The organism is Pseudomonas sp. PICF6 (assembly GCF_009831705.1).
Lineage (GTDB): Bacteria > Pseudomonadota > Gammaproteobacteria > Pseudomonadales > Pseudomonadaceae > Aquipseudomonas > Aquipseudomonas rhizophila.
Window position 1 is genome coordinate 493,313 of record NZ_WUUD01000026.1, and the last position, 20,772, is coordinate 514,084.

15 protein-coding genes and 1 pseudogene are annotated in these 20,772 nt (G+C 59.3%); 3 read left to right on the forward strand and 13 right to left on the reverse strand.

Going from position 1 to position 20,772, the window contains the following annotated elements; all coding sequences use genetic code 11:
- Positions 1-962, forward strand: a 962-nt coding sequence (locus GSM73_RS27560) for a LeoA/HP0731 family dynamin-like GTPase (protein ID WP_306110022.1), incomplete at its 5' end; no start/stop codon positions are given.
- An 83-nt stretch (positions 963-1,045) separates the two neighbouring features.
- Here the strand turns inward: GSM73_RS27560 and GSM73_RS18715 are convergent.
- The 12 genes and pseudogenes from GSM73_RS18715 to GSM73_RS18770 all read right to left on the reverse strand — a co-directional run bounded on the left by GSM73_RS18715 (position 1,046) and on the right by GSM73_RS18770 (position 15,281).
- Positions 1,046-1,696 (reverse strand): OmpA family protein, encoded by a 651-nt coding sequence (locus GSM73_RS18715; RefSeq protein ID WP_160893460.1) that lies wholly within the window; start codon positions 1,694-1,696, stop codon positions 1,046-1,048.
- Positions 1,697-1,708: 12 nt separating this feature from the next.
- The gene (locus tag GSM73_RS18720; RefSeq protein ID WP_160893462.1) at positions 1,709-3,184 is read right to left on the reverse strand and encodes a hypothetical protein; all 1,476 of its coding nucleotides are present in this window, start codon (positions 3,182-3,184) and stop codon (positions 1,709-1,711) included.
- Between the two features lie 139 nt (positions 3,185-3,323).
- Positions 3,324-3,938, reverse strand: coding sequence for an AraC family transcriptional regulator (locus GSM73_RS18725; protein ID WP_160893464.1), 615 nt, complete (start codon positions 3,936-3,938; stop codon positions 3,324-3,326).
- Between the two features lie 108 nt (positions 3,939-4,046).
- The gene (locus tag GSM73_RS18730; protein ID WP_218938993.1) at positions 4,047-4,658 is read right to left on the reverse strand and encodes a response regulator transcription factor; all 612 of its coding nucleotides are present in this window, start codon (positions 4,656-4,658) and stop codon (positions 4,047-4,049) included.
- A 23-nt stretch (positions 4,659-4,681) separates the two neighbouring features.
- Positions 4,682-7,855, reverse strand: a complete 3,174-nt coding sequence (locus GSM73_RS18735) for a sensor histidine kinase (protein ID WP_256676958.1) — start codon at positions 7,853-7,855, stop codon at positions 4,682-4,684.
- Entirely contained in the window at positions 7,821-8,606 is a 786-nt protein-coding gene (locus GSM73_RS18740; protein ID WP_256676959.1) for an alpha/beta hydrolase, read from the reverse strand. Before GSM73_RS18740 ends, GSM73_RS18735 begins: the two co-directional genes overlap by 35 nt.
- 11 nt (positions 8,607-8,617) lie before the next feature.
- Positions 8,618-8,722: pseudogene (locus GSM73_RS18745) on the reverse strand (LysR family transcriptional regulator); the annotation flags it as partial.
- Positions 8,723-8,746: 24 nt separating this feature from the next.
- On the reverse strand, positions 8,747-10,345 hold the full coding sequence (locus GSM73_RS18750) for an MFS transporter (RefSeq protein WP_107321831.1): 1,599 nt from the start codon (positions 10,343-10,345) through the stop codon (positions 8,747-8,749).
- Positions 10,346-10,347: 2 nt separating this feature from the next.
- Positions 10,348-12,186, reverse strand: coding sequence for an amidohydrolase (locus GSM73_RS18755; protein ID WP_160893466.1), 1,839 nt, complete (start codon positions 12,184-12,186; stop codon positions 10,348-10,350).
- 272 nt (positions 12,187-12,458) lie between these two features.
- Positions 12,459-13,145 carry a hydrolase gene (locus tag GSM73_RS18760; RefSeq protein WP_047230248.1) on the reverse strand — a complete coding sequence of 229 codons (687 nt, stop codon included), beginning with the start codon at positions 13,143-13,145 and terminating at the stop codon, positions 12,459-12,461.
- A gap of 399 nt (positions 13,146-13,544) precedes the next feature.
- Positions 13,545-14,573 (reverse strand): homoserine dehydrogenase, encoded by a 1,029-nt coding sequence (locus tag GSM73_RS18765; RefSeq protein WP_160893468.1) that lies wholly within the window; start codon positions 14,571-14,573, stop codon positions 13,545-13,547.
- Between the two features lie 117 nt (positions 14,574-14,690).
- Positions 14,691-15,281 (reverse strand): hypothetical protein, encoded by a 591-nt coding sequence (locus GSM73_RS18770; protein ID WP_107321829.1) that lies wholly within the window; start codon positions 15,279-15,281, stop codon positions 14,691-14,693.
- 362 nt (positions 15,282-15,643) lie between these two features.
- Between GSM73_RS18770 and katG the strand changes: the two genes are divergently transcribed.
- A complete protein-coding gene (gene katG / locus GSM73_RS18775; RefSeq protein WP_160893469.1) occupies positions 15,644-17,908 on the forward strand; it encodes a catalase/peroxidase HPI in 2,265 nt (754 codons plus the stop codon).
- A 366-nt stretch (positions 17,909-18,274) separates the two neighbouring features.
- Positions 18,275-20,194, forward strand: a complete 1,920-nt coding sequence (locus tag GSM73_RS18780) for a methyl-accepting chemotaxis protein (protein WP_160893470.1) — start codon at positions 18,275-18,277, stop codon at positions 20,192-20,194.
- 150 nt (positions 20,195-20,344) lie between these two features.
- On the opposite strand, the gene GSM73_RS18785 is transcribed toward GSM73_RS18780, so the two are convergent.
- Complete coding sequence (locus tag GSM73_RS18785; RefSeq protein ID WP_047230238.1) at positions 20,345-20,713, reverse strand: glyoxalase superfamily protein; 369 nt, start codon at positions 20,711-20,713, stop codon at positions 20,345-20,347.
- Positions 20,714-20,772 lie beyond the last annotated feature (59 nt).

Sequence of the window (20,772 nt, forward strand, 5' to 3'; positions counted from 1 at the left end):
TGTCGCATATCGGCAACCTGCAGCAGGCCACTGCCAGGAAGATCCAGGCCAGTGGCGGGCCGGCGAAAATCGTCGAGCAAGCGCGCAAGAGCGTCATCCTCGATGTGCTACACAAGGAGTTGCCTGTAGCAGTGGAGAACGACCAGCGCCTGGGTGATGAAGTGGAGCGCCTGAGTGGAGTCAACCGTGCCCTCACTCGCCAACTCAGTGGTGCCGAGGGGCAAATGAGGGAAGTACGCGCAGGCTTGCGCGAGTTCGTTGCGCGTTATTTTGCTGGGCTTATCCTGCGCACCAAGGGCCTGACCCAGGAAACCTTCCAAGAGTTCTTCGAACATGAAATAGGTCGCGACGGCGTGATGGTCAACGCTCGCCTGAAGAGCGAGTTTGATCGTCAGCTCAATGGTGTCAGCCAGGAGCTTTCCCGCATGCGCCTTAGCTTCGATTCGGAGATCGACCACTTCAACAGCACGGTGATCGACCTGGGCAAGCAGGGCTTGAACTATGTGGTCAAGGGCAAGTTCATCAACAACGGCAGCATCCTGGCAGCCCGTGATGGCATCGTCACTGCGGCCAAGACGTTCGGAGTGGATCTGGGCAAGACCCTTAAGTTCCAGCCGTGGGGTGCGGTGAACCTGGCCAAGAACCTCAACGGCATTCTGTCAGTGGCTGGCTTGGCACTGGAGGCCTGGGACAGCTACGAGCGCAAGAAGCGCGAAGATCAGTTCCGCCTGGCGCTTGTCGAGATGGAGAACAACTTCAACGATCAGCGTGAAGAACTGCTGGCCCTTATCGACAACCCAAGCTTCGAGGCCCAGTTCTTCCCGGACTATGCCTCATTGCAAAGCAATGCCGAAGACGTGCGCAATGCTATCCAGAGCCAGAACACGCTGCGTGAACAGTTCCAGCAATGGCGCCAAAGCGGGGAGTTTATCGAGGCCGAGTTTACCCGTATCGAAGGGTAAAAGCCGCGCACCTCAGCTCAAAACTCAAACGCTGTGCAATGCCTGTCGGGGCTGGTTTACCTGCTCCTACAGGCATTGAGAGCTTATGGCTTGGCCTGCTCCGGCGTGATCCAGCGCACTTCGATACGCCGCTGCTGAGCATCCTCCGGCGCAATGCCAGGGATGGGCTGGGAATCTCCATAACCCGCCACCACCACTCGTCTTGCCGTGGCCGCATCCAGGTTGCCAATAATCAACTTGCGCGCCTCACGCGCGCGCGCGGCCGAGAGCGTGAAGTTGTCGTCGTAGACTGTGCAATTGGCCTCGAAGTTGGTGACTGGGCGCAACACCGGCAGGTTATCGGTATGGCCCTCGATGTAAACCTGGGCGCCCTGGAACTGCCCCAGGAACTTCTTCACCGCCACCTCGATGCTATTGAACGCTTCCCGCGACTGCTCAGTAATGCAAGCACTACCACGGCCAAACACACCATCACGCAACGTCAGCTTCTGCGCGCCCAGGTCTAGCGCGACCAAGCTGGCGCCGTCAGTACTGTTCAGCGAGTCGCGCAACGCACCCAGTAACTGCTCCACCTTCTGCCGCTGGCTGGCACTGCTCTGGGCCTGCTCCTGCTGGTGCTTGATGTCCGAATAGCTCTTCTGCAACACCGCCATCACCAACAGCAGCATCACCACCGCCATTACCCCAGCCATCAGGTCGGCAATGGACACCCATTCATTCGGTTTGTCTTTCATCGCCCGTTACCTTCACTCGACCGTTTCTTGCTGCAACACCACCGGCTGCGGGCGGTCGAGAACATGAAGCTGCTCGATGATCTGGCGCAACGACTGGGTGATCTCGGTGCCGGTACTGTGCTGCTGGCTGCGTTCGGCAAGGTTGCCCAGTGCTTCCAAGTGCTGCTGAATACCCTGAAGGTTACGGCCGATCATCTCCACCCGCGCCGCCAGTGCATCCACGGCAGGTTGCAGCGGGCTGCTTTGCTGCATGGCGGTGAGCTGCTCGACCAGAACCTTGATTTCGTTGGCTGCCAGCTCGGCCTGTTTCGTCACATCGTCGTAACGGCCATCGAGAGCGACCATGCGCCGGCCGCTTTCGGAAACCGCCTTGAGCCCCGAGGTGATACGCTCTTGCAGCACTTCCACCAGGTGCGTCATGCCTTGCACTTTTTCCTGCAAGGTGTAGCTGGAGCTCTCGAACGTGCTAAGGGCCGTGGCCTGCATTTTCAGCGAACGCTCATTGGACGACTTCATGTCATCCATGATCTCGCCGACGCTCTGCGACAGGTTGTTCACCGCACTGGAGATACCTTGTGTGGCGCCAGACAAGCTGGCAGACATTTGCTCCATGTTGCCGGTGAAGCTGCTACCCATCAGCCCAATGGTCTCGCCCAAATCCTGCTTCAGGTGCCCCAGCACACCGGAGACACCTTCCTTGAAGTCGGCAATGGCTTGCTGCAGGTCACCGGCCGATTCACCGATGGTGCTCGCCGCGCTGGCCATCTGCTCGGCAGCGCCAGAAATTGCCGCCAGGTTGCGCGCGTTGCTGTCGATCAAGTGCTCCATGGCTTGGCGGGTAGCATGGGCGTCTTCAAGCTGCGCCTGGTTCTGCTCGCCATGCTGTTGCAATTGGGTGTCGATGCCGCCCAGCGCCATCAGCACTTGATCGCTGGTGCCGTTCAAGGCTTGCAGCATTGGCAACGCGGTGGCCAGGGACTTGCCGCTGGCTTGCTGGGCTTGCAGCAGGTCTCGGCGAACCTTGCTGCTGGCTTGGGCTTCCTGCAGCAGGGCTTGCCCTGCCTGGTTTGCGGTCGCTTGCAGCTCTTGCAGCTTTTGCAACTGCTGGCTACCCGCCTGCTGGCCCCTGAGCAGCGACTGGGTGCCGGCCTGCTGCTCCTGAACCAGAACCTGCAAGGTCTGGGTACCGGTTTGCTGCTCTTGCAATAACGCTTGCAGGGTCTGGTTGCCCGCTTGTTGATTCTGCAGCGACACCTTCAACGGCTCCAGCAACGCGTCGATGCTGGAGCGGTTGTTGGTCAGCGCCTGTTGGGTCGTGGCGGTGTGGTGCTTGAACTGGCGGCTCTGCAAGTCCAGCAACTGGCGCTGGCTCTCGTTCTGGGCTGCCATGTTCTGGTCGAGCCGGGCCAAGGTGTCGAGCAGCGTCGCCTGCGCCTGCTGGCGTTCGTCCTGGCGCTGCTGGCGGCTGCTGTCGAAGGCATGCTTCATCTGCTTGGCGCACCAACGCAGGCGACGTTCCTCGTAGCCGTTGCGTGCGCCTCTAGGCTCATTGTTTCGAACTCCGCAATTTGGATGAGCGCTGGCGGCAAGCCCCTGCGCTTCGATATCCGGGAGCGATAGCCCTGCGCTATGCGTTGCACGCTGAGGCCCTGACAATGGCCAGTGTTCTGGGGGTGGAACTGGTCTGTTCCTCGTATAACCCAGCATCGCACAAACGTCGCCAAGCCTGAGGTGTAACCCCGATCTGGCGGCGGAAGGTACGGATGAAATGGGATTGGTCACAGAATCCGTGGCTGTGGGCGATGTCGGTCAGCGAGGAGTCGGTCGTGAGCATGATCTGACGCGCAGATTCGATGCGACGACGTGCGACGTAAACCAGCGGCGTTACACCAAAGGTATTTTTGAAAGCATGCGAGAAGTAACTGACACTCAGGCTGAGAACAGCAGCCAACTGATTTGTGCGTATTGATGAGTCGAGGTTAGCGTCGATGTAGTCAACCACCCGTTTAGTTTGCCAACTGGATAGGCAGCCATGGCGGCTTTTTAACTGACTATCGCTCTTTTGCAACATGACCAGGGCGCGGGTCAGGCATAGGCAGGCTGAGTCACGGTCAATGCTCAGGTGCGCTTGAGCATCTCTAAGCAATTGCATGACGCCGTCATAAGCCTCGTCGGAAATACAGCGCTGAGTCTGGCTGTCTACTGCAGTTGCCGGGGTAACGGCATGCAAGGTGGCACGCATGGCGGTGCTCCACTGTGGATCTTTATGTCCATGGCACCATGCTACGCCGTGCTCTGATCGCACATAAGACAACAATGGGGGGCGCGCGCCCCCCTCAAAAGTGGGGTATTACACAGTGATGATGCCGCGCTGAATGCCGAGAGTGACCGCATGGGTGCGATTGCTGGCACCCAACTTGTCCATGATATTTCTTAAATGCCCCTTGATGGTGTCTTCCGTGATCATGAGTTCCGCGGCGATTTGCTTGTTGGGTTTACCCATTGCCACACATTGCAGAACTTGGATTTCACGAGCGGTCAGGCAGTCGTGGCTTAGGTGATCAGCCAGTTCAACAGCTATCTCTGCCGGGAAATGGTTGTTGCCTGCAGCAATAGAGCGGATGGCATCCAGCAACTCCTTGCGTAGACTACTTTTCAATAAGTAGCCGATAGCTCCCGCCTTGATCGCATGTAATGCCCGTACATCACCCCGATAGGTGGTCAGAATGGCAATGCGTGCGCAAGGAAACTCGGCGCGAATGGCATGAATCGCCTCGATGCCATCCATCTCGGGCATTTGTAGATCCATCAGGGTGACGTCCGGGCGCAGCAAGCGAAATAGCTGAAGCGCTTCGTGCCCATTGGTCGCCTCGCCGACCAGCGCTATGTCTGATTGGGCTTCAAGGACGGCGGCTATACCCTCGCGCAGCAGAGGGTGGTCATCGACGACCAGCACGCGTATCTGTTCATTCTCTGGGTGCACACTCAGGGCCTCAATTGGGTCAATACACGTAGCCACTGGCTAAGACGTCGCGGGATACGTCGATAGGCCATTACCGCGGGTACAGTCAGTTGAATTTCAGTGCCGCTGTGGGCTCCTCTTTGAATAGACAGCCGCCCGCCTATTTTTTCGGCCCGCTCCAGCATGCCGTGTAAGCCCCAGTGATTGGGGCGGATATTGGGCGGCAGATACTGTGGGTTGATGCCGCTACCATTATCGCCAACGCTCAGCTGAAATGCGTGTTTGGTGTAGACGATCTGGATTTCCACATTCTGCGCATTGGCATGTCGAAAGGCGTTCATGATCGCTTCACAGCCTATCCGGTAGCTTTCTTCACCGACTATAGGGTGCAGCGGCAGTGGCGTGCCGTGGCTGCTCAGGGTAAAGCGCGTACTGCCTTCTAGCTGCAGCTCACTCGTGACAGCGGCAAATGCATCGATCAGGTCCAGAGCCGGCTCGTTCAGATCACGCAGATTATTCACCCGCTCTCGTGCCTCCACCAAAACCTGATCTGCGCGGTCTAGCGCTCTCTCCATTCTGCCTCGAGCCGGATGAGTACTGGGTATTTGCTCAGTGGCGGCTTGGAAACTCAACATAAGGCCCTGCACACCCTGGAGTAGGGTGTCATGCAGTTCACGGGCGATTCGCTCGCGCTCGGCGTGTCGCTCCTCAAGGCGGTCCCGCAGATTCTGGGCCGAACGGCGAATATTGAAGCGATGCAGCATCCACAAAACGCTTACCACTGCTAGACCGCTCAATACGATAAACAGTGGGGTGTGGTAGAAAACGGGTCGAATACTGAAGCTCAGCACGGCCTCTTCGGTGCTCAGTAGCCCACCCTGATTGGAGGCTAATACGCGGAACCTATAATCTCCGGGGCCGAGCCCCGTATAGATGGCGCTACGTTTTGAACCCGCCTGCTGCCAGTCTGTGTCGAACCCCTCCAACAAATAGCGAAAGTGCAAGCCTTGCATACCTGAGAGGCTGAGCGCTGTGTAAGAGATTTCGATGCTTCTTGGCTCTGCTCCCAGCCGTGACAACTCACTGGGTGGGGGTTCCTTACCATCGACATTGAATGATTGGATAACTACCTTGGGGGCGGCTTTACTCTGCACGTATCGAGTTGGATCGATCCAGGTCACGCCCTTACTGGTGCTAAACCATAGACGTCCATCCGTACTACGCACTGCAGTGGGTAATGGAAGTACTTGGTGGGGGTCGTTGGCCAGGCCACCAATCACCTCATAGCTGCGGTAACTTATCTGATATAGCGGGTCAGCGATGGCGCGCTTTAATTCACGAGCGGTCAACTGATAGACCCCGGCTTTGCCGTGGAGCCAGAGATCATAGCTACCGTCGCCTTCAGGTTCTCTGGGAGGTACGGCTAGAATCGCGTAGATATTGTCGAACAGTCCATTGTCCGGTAGATGAAGGCTGTGGAAGCGCTCACCATCGAAGAAGGCCACTCCACGCTGGCCACCAACCCAGGTGAGATGGCCCTGATGTAGCATCGCGGTGACATGACCAACCTTTAAGCCTTCGTCCGCCCCCCAGTGTCGTTGTACCTTGCCGTCGTGAGTCACAATCAGGTTATTGCGGTAGCCGAACCAGAGCCTGCCAAGAGGATCAGTGGTAGCGCTGACAGGCATTAGCTGGCTTGGATCAGCATTAGGCGGGGCAACGATTGACCAACGTCCGTCTCGAAGAACGAACAACCCTTTGCGGTTGATCGAAACCCACAGGTCGCCCGCCTGATCGAGAGTCATCGCGCGTACGGCTGAGTCAAGCGCATCCTGAGTTGGCAATGAGGCAACTCGCTCGATTTTGTCTCCTTGCGCACGCCATATACCGTTGCTGCCAGCCATCCAGATATTACCGTTAGCATCACCGAAGGCATTACTAATCGGTGCCGGTATATCCAGAGTGGTCAACCCCGTACTGCTCAGGCGCATTGCAGGTAGGTTGCTGGTACCTGCCCAGACGCTGCCTGCCGCACCGGCAACCAATGCGAAATTCTGGGCGTTGTGTGGAAATGCGGCCGAGACCATAGCACTAGGCCGAAAACGGTCTAACCCGGCGCTAGTGCCCACCCAAATATTGCCGTCGACATCTTCGAGTATTGGGAGAACGTTATCTGCACTCAAGCCATCCTTGGCCATAAACGCTTCTTGGTGATCAAGGGCGTCAGTTATCGATAGCGCGTTGCGGCTGGCAGAGGCTGGCACATAGCGAACGCCCTTACCGCTGGTACCCACCCATATCGCCCCGGCGCTGTCGAATAACAAACCATTAGCACCGTCGATTACGGTCACCTGGGTCGCCGCATCGCCTTCGCTTGGCACGATTCGGCGCAGCGAACCGCCATATCGTTCGGCCATCCAGATGGCCCCATCTGGAGCCTGAGCCATTTGACTCACCCAACCCACCGCAATGCCTGCATCGACAAACGCTCGGGCCCCCGACGGCAGATAGAACAGGCGATCTTCATTGGCTGCCCATAGCGTTCCGTCGCGGTCGAGGAGTACCGCGCGGGCATGTCGTCCCGGAAAGTTCCAGTCGGTACCGATACGTTGCCAGGCGTTACCGTCAAACCGTGCCAAACCATCATTTGCGGCGATCCAGACTGCGCCACTGTGATCCTTGGCGATGCTATAGACCACTCCGCCAGGCAACCCAGCGCTGACTGGGTAGGTGGTTATGCCCGTGTCGGTGATCAGGCTTATGCCCCCAGTACGGAGACCGGCCCACAAGCCCTCATCCTCCGCCTTGAGTACGGAAATGATGCCAAGCGGGTTACCGTCTGGCGGGGTATAGCGCGCGAAGTCCAGACCATCAAAGCGATAGAGCGAATCGTTGGTTCCGAGCCAGAGATAACCGTCTCGGGTCTGGGCCAAAGCCCCTACCTGGCTAGGTCCCTCATCAGCGACGGTCCAACGGTGGTGCTCCAGCGTGTCCAGTAAGTAGTCGGAGGCCGTTGCCGTCGTACTGAACCATGGCAGGCAAACCAACAGCATATGGATTGCCAACGCCGTGCATGTGCGCCAGCGATTTCCTGGGGTGAACATCTGCTGTTTGGTTGGGTAAGATCCCAATACGCTAATCACCGCGCGAACCTGAAAAAAATCAAAAACGACCCAGCTGAGTTTGCGCCCATTCAATTGTGTAGTCAGCTACTTGCTCCCAACCTGGTTCGGTGATGAGCCAATGGCTGTACCCGGCAAAGCACTTGAGCGAGGTGCTGGCCGCAGAGCGGTTGTAGTGCCGATAGTTCGACGTCACCACGCAGGGCCGTACGCTGTGATCGTTCTCGGCGGCGATCAACAGCAGCGGTGCTCTGCGGTCATTGGCAAAATCGACATAGGTGCCAATACCGAAAGCCGCTTCAAAGAAAATCCGCCCCGGTGCTGGCACGATATGGTTTGCATATAGCAGCGCAATATCCTGGATCGCCATAGCCTGGGTAAATTGTTGGGTAAATTCTGGTAGCGGAAAATACATGACTCGCTTCCAACTGCTCCAGGCCATGCGCATGGGTATCGCCCTGTAGAGAACGCTCAAGCGCGGTATTACCCCGCGAGGGGGTATCGCTGCAATCGCAATGCCGGCACAGCCAAGACCACGATCCAACAGCATCTGAACGAGCAGACCGCCCAGCGAGTGGCCAATCAGCAAGGGCGGCTGAGGCATGCGCCGAATCAGCGCTGCATAGTGCTCAATAATTTGTCTGATCCCAAGCCGTGGGAAATCGGTATGTGGCGCGCTGCGCAGCCTCTCTGGCGGCCCCTCCGATAAGGGCCAAGGTGGCGCAATACAGGTGTAGCCGCATGCCCGATAGCGACTGGAGAAATTATCCCAGGCGGCGGCAGACAGCCATTCGCCATGTATGAATAGCACGGTTGTATTCATCATCCCTGATCCCATAAGAAGCGTTTTTCCGAGACGCGAGTGAGATTGCGCTCGTGCATCAACGCCTCAATAAGAATCAGCAGATTGAGACCCACCTTGCGCATGTCATTGCGGTTCATGCGTTGACTCCTTTGTGAATGCGCTCAGGTGTGGGACTTAGTGGGGGTCAGATAGTGATGAATGCGTATGGCGACCCCGACCGCTTGGAACTGGCGAGCCGCAGCCTCGATGCGTTGTTCGGCACGGGTTACCCGGCCGTGGTGGCGCAGATGTTCAAGCCAGGACTCATCAAAGAAAAACTCCAGCCAACGTTGCGAATGCTCACTGTCCTGGACCAGCCCCCAGGAAAAGGCACCATTGCGCATTCGCATGCTGCGTACATCCTGCATGGCAAGGCGAAACTGTTCTGCCTGCGACGGGTCGACTTGATACTCAAGGGTGATCATCACTGGACCGCGTTCCTGGTCCTGGTCATCGGCAAGGATCGGTGCAGGCCAGTGCAGGGACGGGGCCAGGTCTTCGGTCTCGGTGACCGGCAAATGGAAGTGCAGGGTCAGTACGATGCCCACCAGCAGAACCCCGCCTGCGATCAGCAGGGTGAGGCTGATCGACAGGTGGCTGGCGACGAAGCCCCACAGCGCGCCGCCGGCCGCCATGCTGCCGAAGAACACCAGGATGTATACCGACAGTGCCCGCGCCCGCACCCAGTTGGGTACGGAAGTCTGTGCTGCCATTTGCAGGCTCGACAACACGGCGATCCAGGCCGCGCCACTGATCATCATCACCGGTATCAGCCAGTACAGGTTGCGCACCCCGGCCAGCGCGCAAAGCACCAGGGCGTAGAGCAGGCTGGAGCCGGCCACCAGGTGATCGGGGTTCACCGCATCACGGATGCGCGGCAGTAAAGTAGCGCCGAGCACTGCACCGACGCCGACACTGCCGAGCAGCAGACCGAAATCGCTGGCGCTGCCGTTCAGTTCAGCGCGTACGATCAGCGGCAGCAGCGACATGCCGGCACTGGCACCGACGAAGAACGCCGCCGACCGCACCAGCACCGCTTGCAACGGCTGGGAGCTGCGGCTGTAGCGCCAGCCTGCGCGCATGGCACCGAGCAGCCGTTCCGCCGGGAACAACGCAGGTGTCTGCTCGCGTTTCCAGGTATACAGCACCGCCATCACCGCGAGGAACGATACGGCGTTCAGCGCGAAGGTGGCCCAGGGGCCGGTGAGGCTGACCAGTACCCCGGCAATCGCCGGTCCGATGGCCCGGGCGACGTTGATGCCAAGGCTGGACAGGGCGATGGCCGAACCGAGGTCGCGCTTGTCGACCAGTTCGGGCGTCAAAGCTGACCAGGCCGGCATCATCAGTGCAGTCCCCACGCCCATGCTCAGGGTCAGGAGGAGCAGCAGCGCGACGGTCATCATGCCGTTTAGCGTGAGCAGAGCCAGGAGCATCGCCACCGCGGCCATCCACACTTGCACCATAAGCAGGTAGCGACGCTTGTCGACGATGTCGGCCATGGCTCCCGCTGGAAGAGCAAGAAAGAACATCGGCGCGGAGCCTGCAACCTGCACCAAGGCAACGTGCATGGGGCTGGCCGACAGCGTCGTCATCAACCAGCCGGCCCCTACTTCGTGCATCCAAGTGCCGATGTTGGAGGCAATGCTGGCCAGCCATAGCCAGCGGAAAGTGCTATGGCGCAGCGCGCTCCAGGGGGAGCGCTTTTCGATAGTCGTGTCCATGTTCAGAAAGCGAAGCAGGAGCAGCCGAAGGCACCCCAGAAACCTTGGTAGTTACTGACGGGTACGGATGACCGACGCACCTTGTCATGGCTATGCGCATGCACCGCGCAAGGGCCTGAGCATTGATGCACCTGAGTCAGCAGCGGTGAAGCGGGACGCCAGTGGCCGGGTACCTTGGCAACCGGTGACCAGTCCGGCATGACCGGCAGGCTCGGCGGCGACAGCTGGTCGAATTCCGCGGCGCCGTAGACCACTTTGCCGTCGACGACGGTCAGCACCGACTCGATCCACTTGATCGCCTCTTCCTCGACACTGAAGAAGTCCGCCGACAGGGCCGTGAGGTCAGCCAGTTGCCCGACCTTGATCTGGCCCTTCTTGCCTTGCTCTGACGAAAACCAGGCACTGCCATGGGTAAAGAGCTGCAGGGCGGTGTCACGCGAAAGACCGTTAGGGTACAGCTCCAGCCCTCCAACGGTTCGGCCGCTGACCAGCCAATAAAGCGAGGTCCAGGGGTTGTAGCTGGAGACGCGAGTTGCATCAGTCCCTGCCCCAACTGGTACGCCTTCAGCCAGCATGCGTTGAATTGGCGGGGTCTGTTCAGCGGCCTTGCTGCCGTAGCGGTCGACGAAATACTCGCCTTGGAAGGCCATGCGGTCCTGAATGGCAATGCCACCGCCAAGGGCGCGTACCCGCTCGATGTTCTTCGGACTGATGGTTTCTGCGTGATCGAAGAACCATGGCAGGCCATTGAACGGAATGTCGCGATTGACCCGCTCGAACACATCGAGCATTCGCGAAATGGATTCGTCGTAGGTCGCGTGCAGCCGGAACGGCCAGCGCTGCTCGACCAAGTGACGGACCACGGGTTCCAGGTCCTGCTCCATAGTCGGCGCAAGGTCTGGCCGAGGTTCGAGGAAGTCTTCGAAGTCTGCGGCAGAGAACACCAGCATTTCACCGGCACCGTTGTGCCGGAAGAAGTTATCGCCATCGCCAGGCTTGACCATGGCGCTCCAGTTCTTGAAGTCGGTCAGCTCTTCCTTGGGTTTCTGGGTAAACAGGTTGTAGGCGATGCGCACGCTCAACTGGTTGTGCTTGGCCAGCTCGCGGACCACTTCATAGTCGTCCGGATAGTTCTGAAAACCACCACCAGCATCGATGGCACTGGTCACGCCAAGGCGGTTGAGTTCGCGCATAAACTGGCGTGTCGAGTTGACCTGGTATTCCAGCGGCAGTTTTGGCCCCTTGGCCAGGGTCGAATAGAGAATCATCGCGTTGGGTTTGGCTACCAGCATGCCGGTGGGTTCGCCATTGCTGTCGCGGACAATCTCTCCGCCCGACGGATTAGGCGTGTCGCGGGTATAGCCGACAACGCGCAGTGCCGCCCGATTCAGGAGGGCGCGGTCATAAAGGTGCAGAACGAATACCGGCGTATCTGGTGCGGCCTTGTTCAATTCGTCCAGAGTAGGCAGACGGCGCTCGGCGAACTGGAATTCATTCCAGCCCCCCACGACCCGAACCCACTGCGGCGCAGGCGTGCGATCAGCCTGATCCTTGAGCATCCGCAACGCGTCAGCGAGAGATGGAACACCCTCCCAGCGCAGTTCCAGGTTGTAATTCAGGCCACCACGGATCAGGTGCAGGTGCGAGTCATTGAGACCTGGGATCACCGTACGCTTTTGCAAGTCGACAACCTGGGTCGCATCACCGCGGACCGCCATGGCCTCTGCGTCGCTGCCTACGGCGATGAACTTTCCGTCCTTAATGGCCACAGCTGTTGCTTGCGGCTTTTCACGATCCACGGTGTGCAGACGGCCGTTGTAAAGAATCAGATCGGCTTCCATGGAACCTCCCGCAGGGTTGGCGAAAGAGCTGCCGGCGGAGCCGGCAAAAGGCAGGGCAGACCAGAGTGCGCCCGCGGCTCCGAGAACGGAGCTGGTAGCGAGAAACCGGCGACGGCCTTTGTCTGACAGATCTTCACTCATGATCATTCCTCGTGGCGTTGTGGGTTGAGCCAGGCGCCTGGCGATCACTCGAATCCAGCCAGCTCCGTTACGGCGGGTAGACCCGAACTGATTTGAAGTCGGGTCGACCTATACTGCCGACCCGACAGAGGTCAGATCTTCGCCGCAACAGGCTCCAGCGTCGGCCCGTGTGTTACCCGCTCAGGAGCCTTGTGCACCATGGTGTAGGCGTAGTCGACGCCCATGCCATATGCGCCAGAGTGCTCTTTGACCAATGCCATAACGGCGTCGTAGGTATCGCGGTTCTTCCAGTCACGCTGCCACTCCAGCAGAACTTGCTGCCAGGTCACTGGGACAACTCCAGCCTGAATCATGCGTTGCATGGAGTAATCGTGCGCAGCTTGGCTGGTACCGCCAGAGGCGTCGGCCACCATATAAATTTCATAGCCGGCATCATGCATCGCGGACAGTGCGAAAGTCGTATTGCAGACTTCGGTCCACAAGCCAGAGACGATCACCTTGTTACGGCCATTCTTTTTCAGCGCATCGCGTACTTTCTGGTCGTCCCAGGAGTTCATCGAGGTACGCTCAAGGATCGGTGCCTCAGGAAAAACGGCCAGTAATTCCGGATAGGTATGACCCGAAAAGCTTTCTGTTTCGACCGTGGTGATGATGGTTGGAATAGAGAAAATCTTCGCGGCCTTGGCCAGGCCCACGGTGTTGTTCTTCAATGTCTGCCGATCAATGCTTTGTACCCCAAATGCCATTTGCGGCTGTTGATCGATGAAGATCACTTGGCAATTGCTTGGTGTCAGCACTTCGAGTTTTGGATTGGTCATTTCAATCACCTGGTGTGTTCGCGCGTGAATGCTGATGATCGCCATGGCGTAAACGCAGTGCTGCAGTCATGGCGATGTCGTAGATAGGCCAATTTTTAGTAGGCCCTCAGTCCCTCAATCTTGCTGAAAGCCATGGGTACTATCTCCAGAGCGGCTGTCTGCGAATTGGACAGGCTTACGGTTCTGGAACATTTATGAGGTGAATGTGTTGCTTTAGGGCCGTTGGTTTCTACAGGCCCTTCTTGACAGGGTCCATGCCTGACGTGGCCAGCCCACTCGCATGCCCCAGTAACCAGTGCTCTAATCGTGCGCCACGGACTTCGGGATGAAACTGCAGACCGAGTACGTTTGGCCCATGGGAGAAGGCCTGATTGCGGCACAGTGGCAAGGTACGCAGGGTCAGGATGGGGGTTGCGAAAGAGATGAGTACCGAGCAGTCCTGGCCATGAGGATGTGTTCGAGGTCCTTCAGCGCGGCCGCTGCGGTGGCGATCGGCTCAGCGCCACAGCCGATTGCCAGCGTCTCGCCCATTGCGTCGCTGCTGATACGGATCGCTTTGCTCTTTGCGCTGACGTGGGCGAACGGGTCGGACAGCGGATAGGCCTTGATGCCGACGCTGGCGCGGATAACACCGTCTGCGCAGGTGAGGCTGGCGATCAGCTTGGGAACGAGCCCCCTCTCGCGCCACGCCTCGATGCGCTCTGCCGTGACTGACTGAATACCTTCGACCACCAGGTCGTCCATCGTCAGATCGGCACCAAGACCGAAGTTGGCCAGTAGCAGGAGCTTGCACGCGGTATCCCAGCCTTCCGTGTCGTTGCGCGGGTCAGCTTCGGCGAACCCTCCTGCCTGCGCTTCACGCAACGCCGCATCGAAGCTGAGGCCCTGTGTGCTCATGGCGTCAAGCAGGTAGTTGGTCGTGGCGTTGAGGATGCCCTCGAGGGCGAGCACCTTGCAGCCGGCCAGGCTATGGTCGAGAAGATCGAGTGTCGGCAGGGCGGCAGCGGCTGCACCACTGAGTTTGAGCATCGCCCCCGAGGCCTGCGCGAGTTCGCGCAATTGTCGCCCGCTGTGGACCAGAGCGCCCTTCGATATAACGATGCAGTCCAGACCGGCCGACAGCGCCGTACGAAGGTAGGCAAAACCCGGCTCGCCGCTGCGAAAATCGCTCGGCCCTGCCTCGATAAGAACGTCTGCGCCGCTCGCCATCACGAAATCCGGCCCTGAAAGACCCGCCTGCAGTGCATTCAACTGATGCGGGTGCAGGCCGTTCGCGTCAGCCAGGCCTGCACGTGATCCGCACACCGCGACCAGGCTAACGTCCACGCCGTAAACCTGGCGATAGCGCTCGTGTCGGGACAGGAGCAGGTCGGCTGTGGCACGTCCGACGCCGCCGAATCCGGCGATTGCAACTTTGAGCGTTTGCATGAGTTCGCTCCTTTGGCCTCTGCTTGGCATGGTAAGCCGCTCGGTTGGCGCTTGCCACAGCCAACGCTTCCCCCACAAACCCCGGCATCACCAAGCTTTTACATCATCCGCTACAACTCAAGCATCAAGGCTCCTCACCTCATTCCCCAACCGCACCGGCGCCTCCCCAGTAATCTCGTGCAGCAGTGCGGTGACGGTCTCTCCCTCGATCGCCCCCTGCTCCTGCAAAAGGTCCGCCACCGCGCGGACGGCAAACCAGTAACGATGCACAAGGCAACTGCTACGGGCGATGGCTCGGGATTCGGCGTCGAGCAACAGGCGTGGGGGCAGCAGGCTGATCAGTTCATGCCCCCGGACGAGGTCTGCGCGGCCACTGCTTCGGAACAGCCGGTCGGATTGGCGATGTCGGTAGATCGCTTCGGCCACAGGCCCTGAAAAGCAATGGATCAGGTCGCGTTCAATAAAGTCGACCATCGATGGCAAATATTCAGCAATTCCCCGGGCGGTGAAGGCCGGGCGCAGGACGAGGTAATCGGCCTCCACTAACCCTTCGGCGTGTTGCGGGTGACCGAGCAGGTCGAACATCGGTCCCGCGCGGGCTTCAGCCCGGGTGCGTACGGTGACGCGTTTTATAGGCTGGCCGTTCCACCAAAAAGCCAAGGCGTGGCCGGCTTCGTGGATGGCCGTGCTGCGGGGGCGTTCGTTCATGGTCCGGTCCTCTCCCGTAACCAAGCGCTGGCCCTATCATCTGCCTCGACCGGCAAGCCGGGTAAAAGAATCTGCCTATTAACCATTAATACTGCGGCTATTAGCGATCTGCCACAGAAAGACTAGCCTTGATTCAGCGCCAGCGTAAGCTGGCCGGATCAGACCTGATAAGAGATACGAAAGCGTTCGAAACGTACTGGGCTTGCCGTGGGCCACGATGCGGGCAATCGACGTCGATTGCCGGAAGGCCGAACGATCAATGAGCGAACTGTGAGCCCTGCATCTACGTATTGATTTTCACCTGTCGCTATAGAGCCCGCTCGGGCTGGATAGCTGGATGAATACGACCAAGGTAGCTCCTCATGGCAAACGAATCGAAATGCCCGTTCAATCATGCTGCGGGTGGTGGCACCACAAACCGTGACTGGTGGCCCAACCAGCTGAATCTGAAAATCCTGCACCAACACTCCCCGCTGTCCGACCCCATGGGCGAGGATTTCAACTACGCCGAAGCATTCAAAAGCCTGGATTTCCAGGCCCTGAAAAATGACCTGAATGCGTTGATGACCGACTCCCAGGACTGGTGGCCGGCGGACTTCGGGCACTACGGCCCGCTCTTTGTCCGTATGGCCTGGCACAGCGCCGGCACTTACCGCACCGGCGACGGGCGCGGTGGCGCAGGCTCCGGCCAACAGCGTTTTGCGCCCCTCAACAGCTGGCCGGACAACGTCAGCCTCGACAAGGCGCGCCGGCTGTTATGGCCGATCAAGCAGAAGTACGGTCGCAACATATCCTGGGCCGACCTGATCGTGCTCACCGGCAACGTCGCGCTGGAATCCATGGGCTTCAAGACCTTCGGTTTTTCCGGCGGTCGTCCCGACGTCTGGGAGCCGGATGAAGACGTCTACTGGGGTTCCGAAAACAAATGGTTGGGCGGCGACACCCGCTACGGCAAGCCGGATAAAGCCGCGATGCAAGATCCCGGCGAAGGACAACTGGTGGCCGAGCCGGGCAATGAAGAAAGCCGTACCGATCTGGGGCGCAATCTGGAGAACCCGCTGGCCGCCGTGCAGATGGGGCTGATCTACGTCAACCCGGAAGGCCCCGAGGGTCAACCGGACCCGGTCGCTGCGGGGCTGGATATCCGCGAAACCTTTGGCCGCATGGCGATGAACGATGAAGAAACCGTGGCCCTGATTGCCGGCGGCCATGCCTTTGGCAAGACCCACGGCGCAGGGCCTGCGGACAATGTCGGCGCCGAGCCTGAAGCCGCCGGCCTGGAACAACAGGGCCTGGGCTGGAAGAACGCATTCGGCACCGGCAAAGGCCCCGACACCATCACCAGTGGCCTGGAAGTGACCTGGACCACCACGCCCACCCGCTGGAGCAACAATTATCTGGAGAACCTGTTCGGGTTTGAGTGGGAGCTGACCAAGAGCCCGGCCGGTGCGCATCAGTGGACACCGAAAAACGGTGCTGGCGCGGGTATCATTCCAGACGCCCATGATCCGTCCAAGCGTCGCAATCCAACCATGCTGACCACTGACCTGGCGCTGCGCTTCGACCCGATCTACGAAAAAATCTCACGGCGCTTCCTGGAGAATCCAGAGCAGTTGTCCGACGCCTTTGCCCGGGCCTGGTTCAAGTTGATCCACCGCGACATGGGCCCGCTCTCGCGCTACCTCGGCCCGGAACTGCCCAACGAAGAGCTGCTCTGGCAGGACCCTATCCCGGCAGTGGACCATGCTCTGGTCAACGACAGCGACATCGCGTCCCTCAAAGGCAAGCTGTTGGCCTCGGGCCTGTCGGTTTCACAACTGGTGTCCACCGCCTGGGCGGCCGCGTCCAGCTTCCGTGGCTCCGACAAGCGCGGCGGTGCCAACGGTGGCCGGCTGCGTCTGGCCCCGCAGAAAGATTGGCCGGCCAACCAGCCGGAACAATTGGCGCATGTGCTGGCGACTCTCGAAAAAATCCGGGACGAGTTCAACGGGGCCCAGTCCGGTGGTAAAAAAATCTCCCTGGCGGACCTGATCGTGATGGCTGGCAGCGCCGGCATTGAACAGGCGGCGAAGAATGCCGGGCTCAGCGTGACGGTGCCTTTTTCGCCGGGGCGCATGGACGCCAGCCAGGAGCAGACCGACGTCGAGTCGTTCGGCTTTCTTGAACCCATCGCCGATGGCTTTCGCAACTACCTCAAGGGCAGGTATCGCGTATCCGCCGAGGCACTGCTGATCGACAAGGCGCAACTGCTGACCCTCAGTGCACCGGAAATGACCGCACTGATCGGCGGCCTGCGCGTACTCGATACCAATGTCGGCCAAACCCGGCATGGGGTTTTCACCCAACGGCCAGGTGCGTTGACCAACGACTTCTTCGTCAACCTGCTGGACATGGGCGTGGAATGGAAACCGCTCTCAGACGACCAGCAAACGTTCGAAGCCCGCGACCGCAAGACCGGTCAGGTCAAATGGACCGGTACTCGTGTCGATCTGGTCTTCGGCTCCAACGCCCAACTACGGGCCCTGGCCGAAGTGTATGCCAGCGCAGATGCGCAGGAGCAGTTCGTCAGCGACTTCATCGCGGCGTGGGTCAAGGTGATGAACCTGGATCGGTTTGATCTGAGGTGAGGTTGTCAGGCGCAGAGAAGCCCTCAATCTGATCCAGGTTGAGGGCTTCGTTCTCTGCTCATTGCCACCCGCCTCTCATGAACTTTTCTTCACCCCACGCGTTCGCGTGATTGGGTAAAGTCCCCTCGCTCATTCAAGAAACTAAGGTTTTAGCCCGCCCTCCCGCGGGCTTTTTTTTGCCTGGAATTCAGGATAACCCTGAGGCGCGCAGCAAGTTCTCCAGCCAATGCCTGACACTCCAAAAAAATCCTTTCAGATCCAGAGTCGGCAGCCGATACAGCCCTGTTACACGTTTTAGCTGGCTCAAAAACAACAATCTTCCAGCGTACCGACGATCAAGCAGCACAACGTTCCTGGAGGAATATGATGAATAGCTGGTTTGGCAACATTAGCGTCAACATGAAACTGGGCCTGGGCTTTGGCCTGGTGCTGGTACTGACCTGCGTCCTGGCGCTGACCAGTTGGACCAGCCTGGGAGGGCTGATCGACCGCAGCAACTGGATGAGCGACATCACCAAGCTCAATGCCGGCTTGACCAAACTTCGGGTCGTGCGCCTGCAATACATGCTCACCAATGGCGACGAGACCGCCGCACAGAATGTGCAAACCACCCTCGATAGTTTCGTTGCGCAACAGAACGCGTTGCTGAGCAGCTTCAAGAGCCCGGAAAACGTCAAGCTGCTCAAGGAGCAGAGCGCGACGATCAGCGCCTATCAGGTGTCCCTGAACAAAATGCGCAACGCCTACCGCAGCGCCAACACCGCCCGCGACGCGATGACTGCCAACGCCGGGACCGCTTACCAGCTGATCGAGACGATCAATACCGACGTTCAGCAAATGCTCTCGAGCGACCAGCGCCTGGAACAGTACCAGGCAATCACCGAGGCCAAGCAGGCGTTCATGTTGGCCCGCTATGAAGTGCGCGGCTACACCGCCAACAGCAACCCCGAAAACGAACGCAAGGCCGTCGCCCAACTGGATGCCGCCCTCGCTTCGCTCCAACCGCTGAATGCGTATTTCGCCAGCACCCGGCAAGGTGAGCTGCGTCAGCTCGAAGCTGCCCTGACTCAATACCGCAGCTCCGTCCAGGCTTTCACCCTGGCCATTGCCGAGGCGGCGCAGGCTCGCAAGGAAATGACCGACCAGGGCACGACCATCGTCTCCCTGAGCGAACAGCTGTATCAGATCCAGCTCGACCGTCGCGATGCCGAAAGCGCCCAGGCCCGCACCCTGCAACTGGTCAGCACGTTGTTGGCATTGCTGGTAGGCATCATCGCGGCGGTCATCATCACTCGCCAGATCACCCGACCGCTGCGCGAAACCCTGGCCGTGGTCGATCGCATTGCCAGTGGCGACCTCTCGCACAACCTCATCGTTACCCGTCGCGATGAGCTGGGCGTACTGCAACAGGGCATCGCACGCATGGGCGTGACCCTGCGCGATCTGATCAGCGGCATCCGTGATGGCGTGACCCAGATCGCCAGTGCTGCCGAACAATTGTCCGCAGTAACCGAGCAGACCAGCGCCGGCGTCAACAGCCAGAAAGTCGAGACCGATCAGGTGGCGACCGCCATGCACGAGATGACTGCCACGGTTCAGGAAGTTGCCCGCAACGCCGAAGAGGCATCCCTGGCAGCCGCCGCCGCAGACGGTGAAGCCCGTGCCGGCGACCAGGTGGTCAACGAAGCCATCGCCCAGATCGAGCGCCTGGCCAGTGAAGTGGAGCGCTCCACCGACGCCATGACCGTGCTGCAACAGGAAAGCGACAAGATCGGCAGTGTCATGGACGTGATCAAGGCCGTCGCCGAACAAACCAACCTGTTGGCCCTGAACGCGGCAATCGAAGCGGCGCGCGCCGGTGAAGCCGGTCGTGGCTTCGCGGTGGTGGCCGACGAAGTCCGTGGCCTGGCCCAGCGCACACAAAAGTCCACCGAGGAAATCGAAGGTCTGGTGGCCGGTCTGCAGAACGGCACCCTACAAGTGGCCGCCGTGATGAACAACAGCCGCAGCCTCACCGACAGCAGCGTAGCCCTGACTCGCAAGGCCGGCGTCTCACTGGAAAACATCACCCGCACAGTGTCGAACATCCAGTCGATGAACCAGCAGATCGCTGCCGCCGCCGAAGAGCAAAGCGCCGTGGCCGAAGAGATCAGCCGCAGCATCATCAACGTACGCGACGTGTCCGAACAGACCGCCGCCGCCAGCGAAGAAACCGCAGCGTCCAGTGTTGAACTGGCACGTTTGGGTAATCAATTGCAGATGATGGTGAGTCACTTCCGGGTCTGATCATGACAAGCGCCCATTTCCCGGAAGAAATGGGCGCTTTGCGCAATGTCATTACAATCAGTCAAAAAGATCCATCACCTTGGCTCTTTCGTCACGTGGCGGCAGATCTAGCCCAACGCCCCCGCTCGCCCATCAATGTATCCAACCTCGTTACACACTAATCCCATTGGTAAACACCAACCGATTGCCAAACGGATCCACCACCGTCATGTCCTGGCTACCCCACGGCATGGCCTGAATCTGAGGGCGGGCGAAGGGGTATTGCTTGGCCAGCAGTTGCGCCTGGAAAGCTTCCAGTTCATCCGTTTCGATGCGCAGTGCCGAGCCCGGGGTGCAGTCGCCATGGTGTTCGGACAGGTGCAGCACGCATCCGTCGCGAGAGACTTGCAGGTACAGCGGAAAATCGTCACCAAAGCGATGTTGCCAGTCGACGGTAAATCCCAGGAAGTCGACATAGAACGCCAATGCCTTGGTTTCATCGAAGATCCGCAGGATCGGGGTGGTTTTACCGAAGCTCATGGGTTGCTCCCTGGCTGAAAAGACCCAGTTTAGATGGGTTGAACTCATTGCTTCGGCTA

What these genes read in the sequence shown, in the direction of transcription:
- GSM73_RS18785 (WP_047230238.1), bottom strand. Translation starts at nt 20,713, where the DNA reads ATGAGCTTCGGTAAAACCACCCCGATCCTGCGGATCTTCGATGAAACC.
- GSM73_RS18760 (WP_047230248.1), bottom strand. Translation starts at nt 13,145, where the DNA reads ATGACCAATCCAAAACTCGAAGTGCTGACACCAAGCAATTGCCAAGTG.
- GSM73_RS18780 (WP_160893470.1), top strand. Translation starts at nt 18,275, where the DNA reads ATGAATAGCTGGTTTGGCAACATTAGCGTCAACATGAAACTGGGCCTG.
- GSM73_RS18720 (WP_160893462.1), bottom strand. Translation starts at nt 3,184, where the DNA reads ATGAAGCATGCCTTCGACAGCAGCCGCCAGCAGCGCCAGGACGAACGC.
- GSM73_RS18715 (WP_160893460.1), bottom strand. Translation starts at nt 1,696, where the DNA reads ATGAAAGACAAACCGAATGAATGGGTGTCCATTGCCGACCTGATGGCT.
- GSM73_RS18750 (WP_107321831.1), bottom strand. Translation starts at nt 10,345, where the DNA reads ATGGACACGACTATCGAAAAGCGCTCCCCCTGGAGCGCGCTGCGCCAT.
- GSM73_RS18755 (WP_160893466.1), bottom strand. Translation starts at nt 12,186, where the DNA reads ATGGAAGCCGATCTGATTCTTTACAACGGCCGTCTGCACACCGTGGAT.
- katG (WP_160893469.1), top strand. Translation starts at nt 15,644, where the DNA reads ATGGCAAACGAATCGAAATGCCCGTTCAATCATGCTGCGGGTGGTGGC.
- GSM73_RS18725 (WP_160893464.1), bottom strand. Translation starts at nt 3,938, where the DNA reads ATGCGTGCCACCTTGCATGCCGTTACCCCGGCAACTGCAGTAGACAGC.
- GSM73_RS18770 (WP_107321829.1), bottom strand. Translation starts at nt 15,281, where the DNA reads ATGAACGAACGCCCCCGCAGCACGGCCATCCACGAAGCCGGCCACGCC.
- GSM73_RS18765 (WP_160893468.1), bottom strand. Translation starts at nt 14,573, where the DNA reads ATGCAAACGCTCAAAGTTGCAATCGCCGGATTCGGCGGCGTCGGACGT.
- GSM73_RS18740 (WP_256676959.1), bottom strand. Translation starts at nt 8,606, where the DNA reads ATGATGAATACAACCGTGCTATTCATACATGGCGAATGGCTGTCTGCC.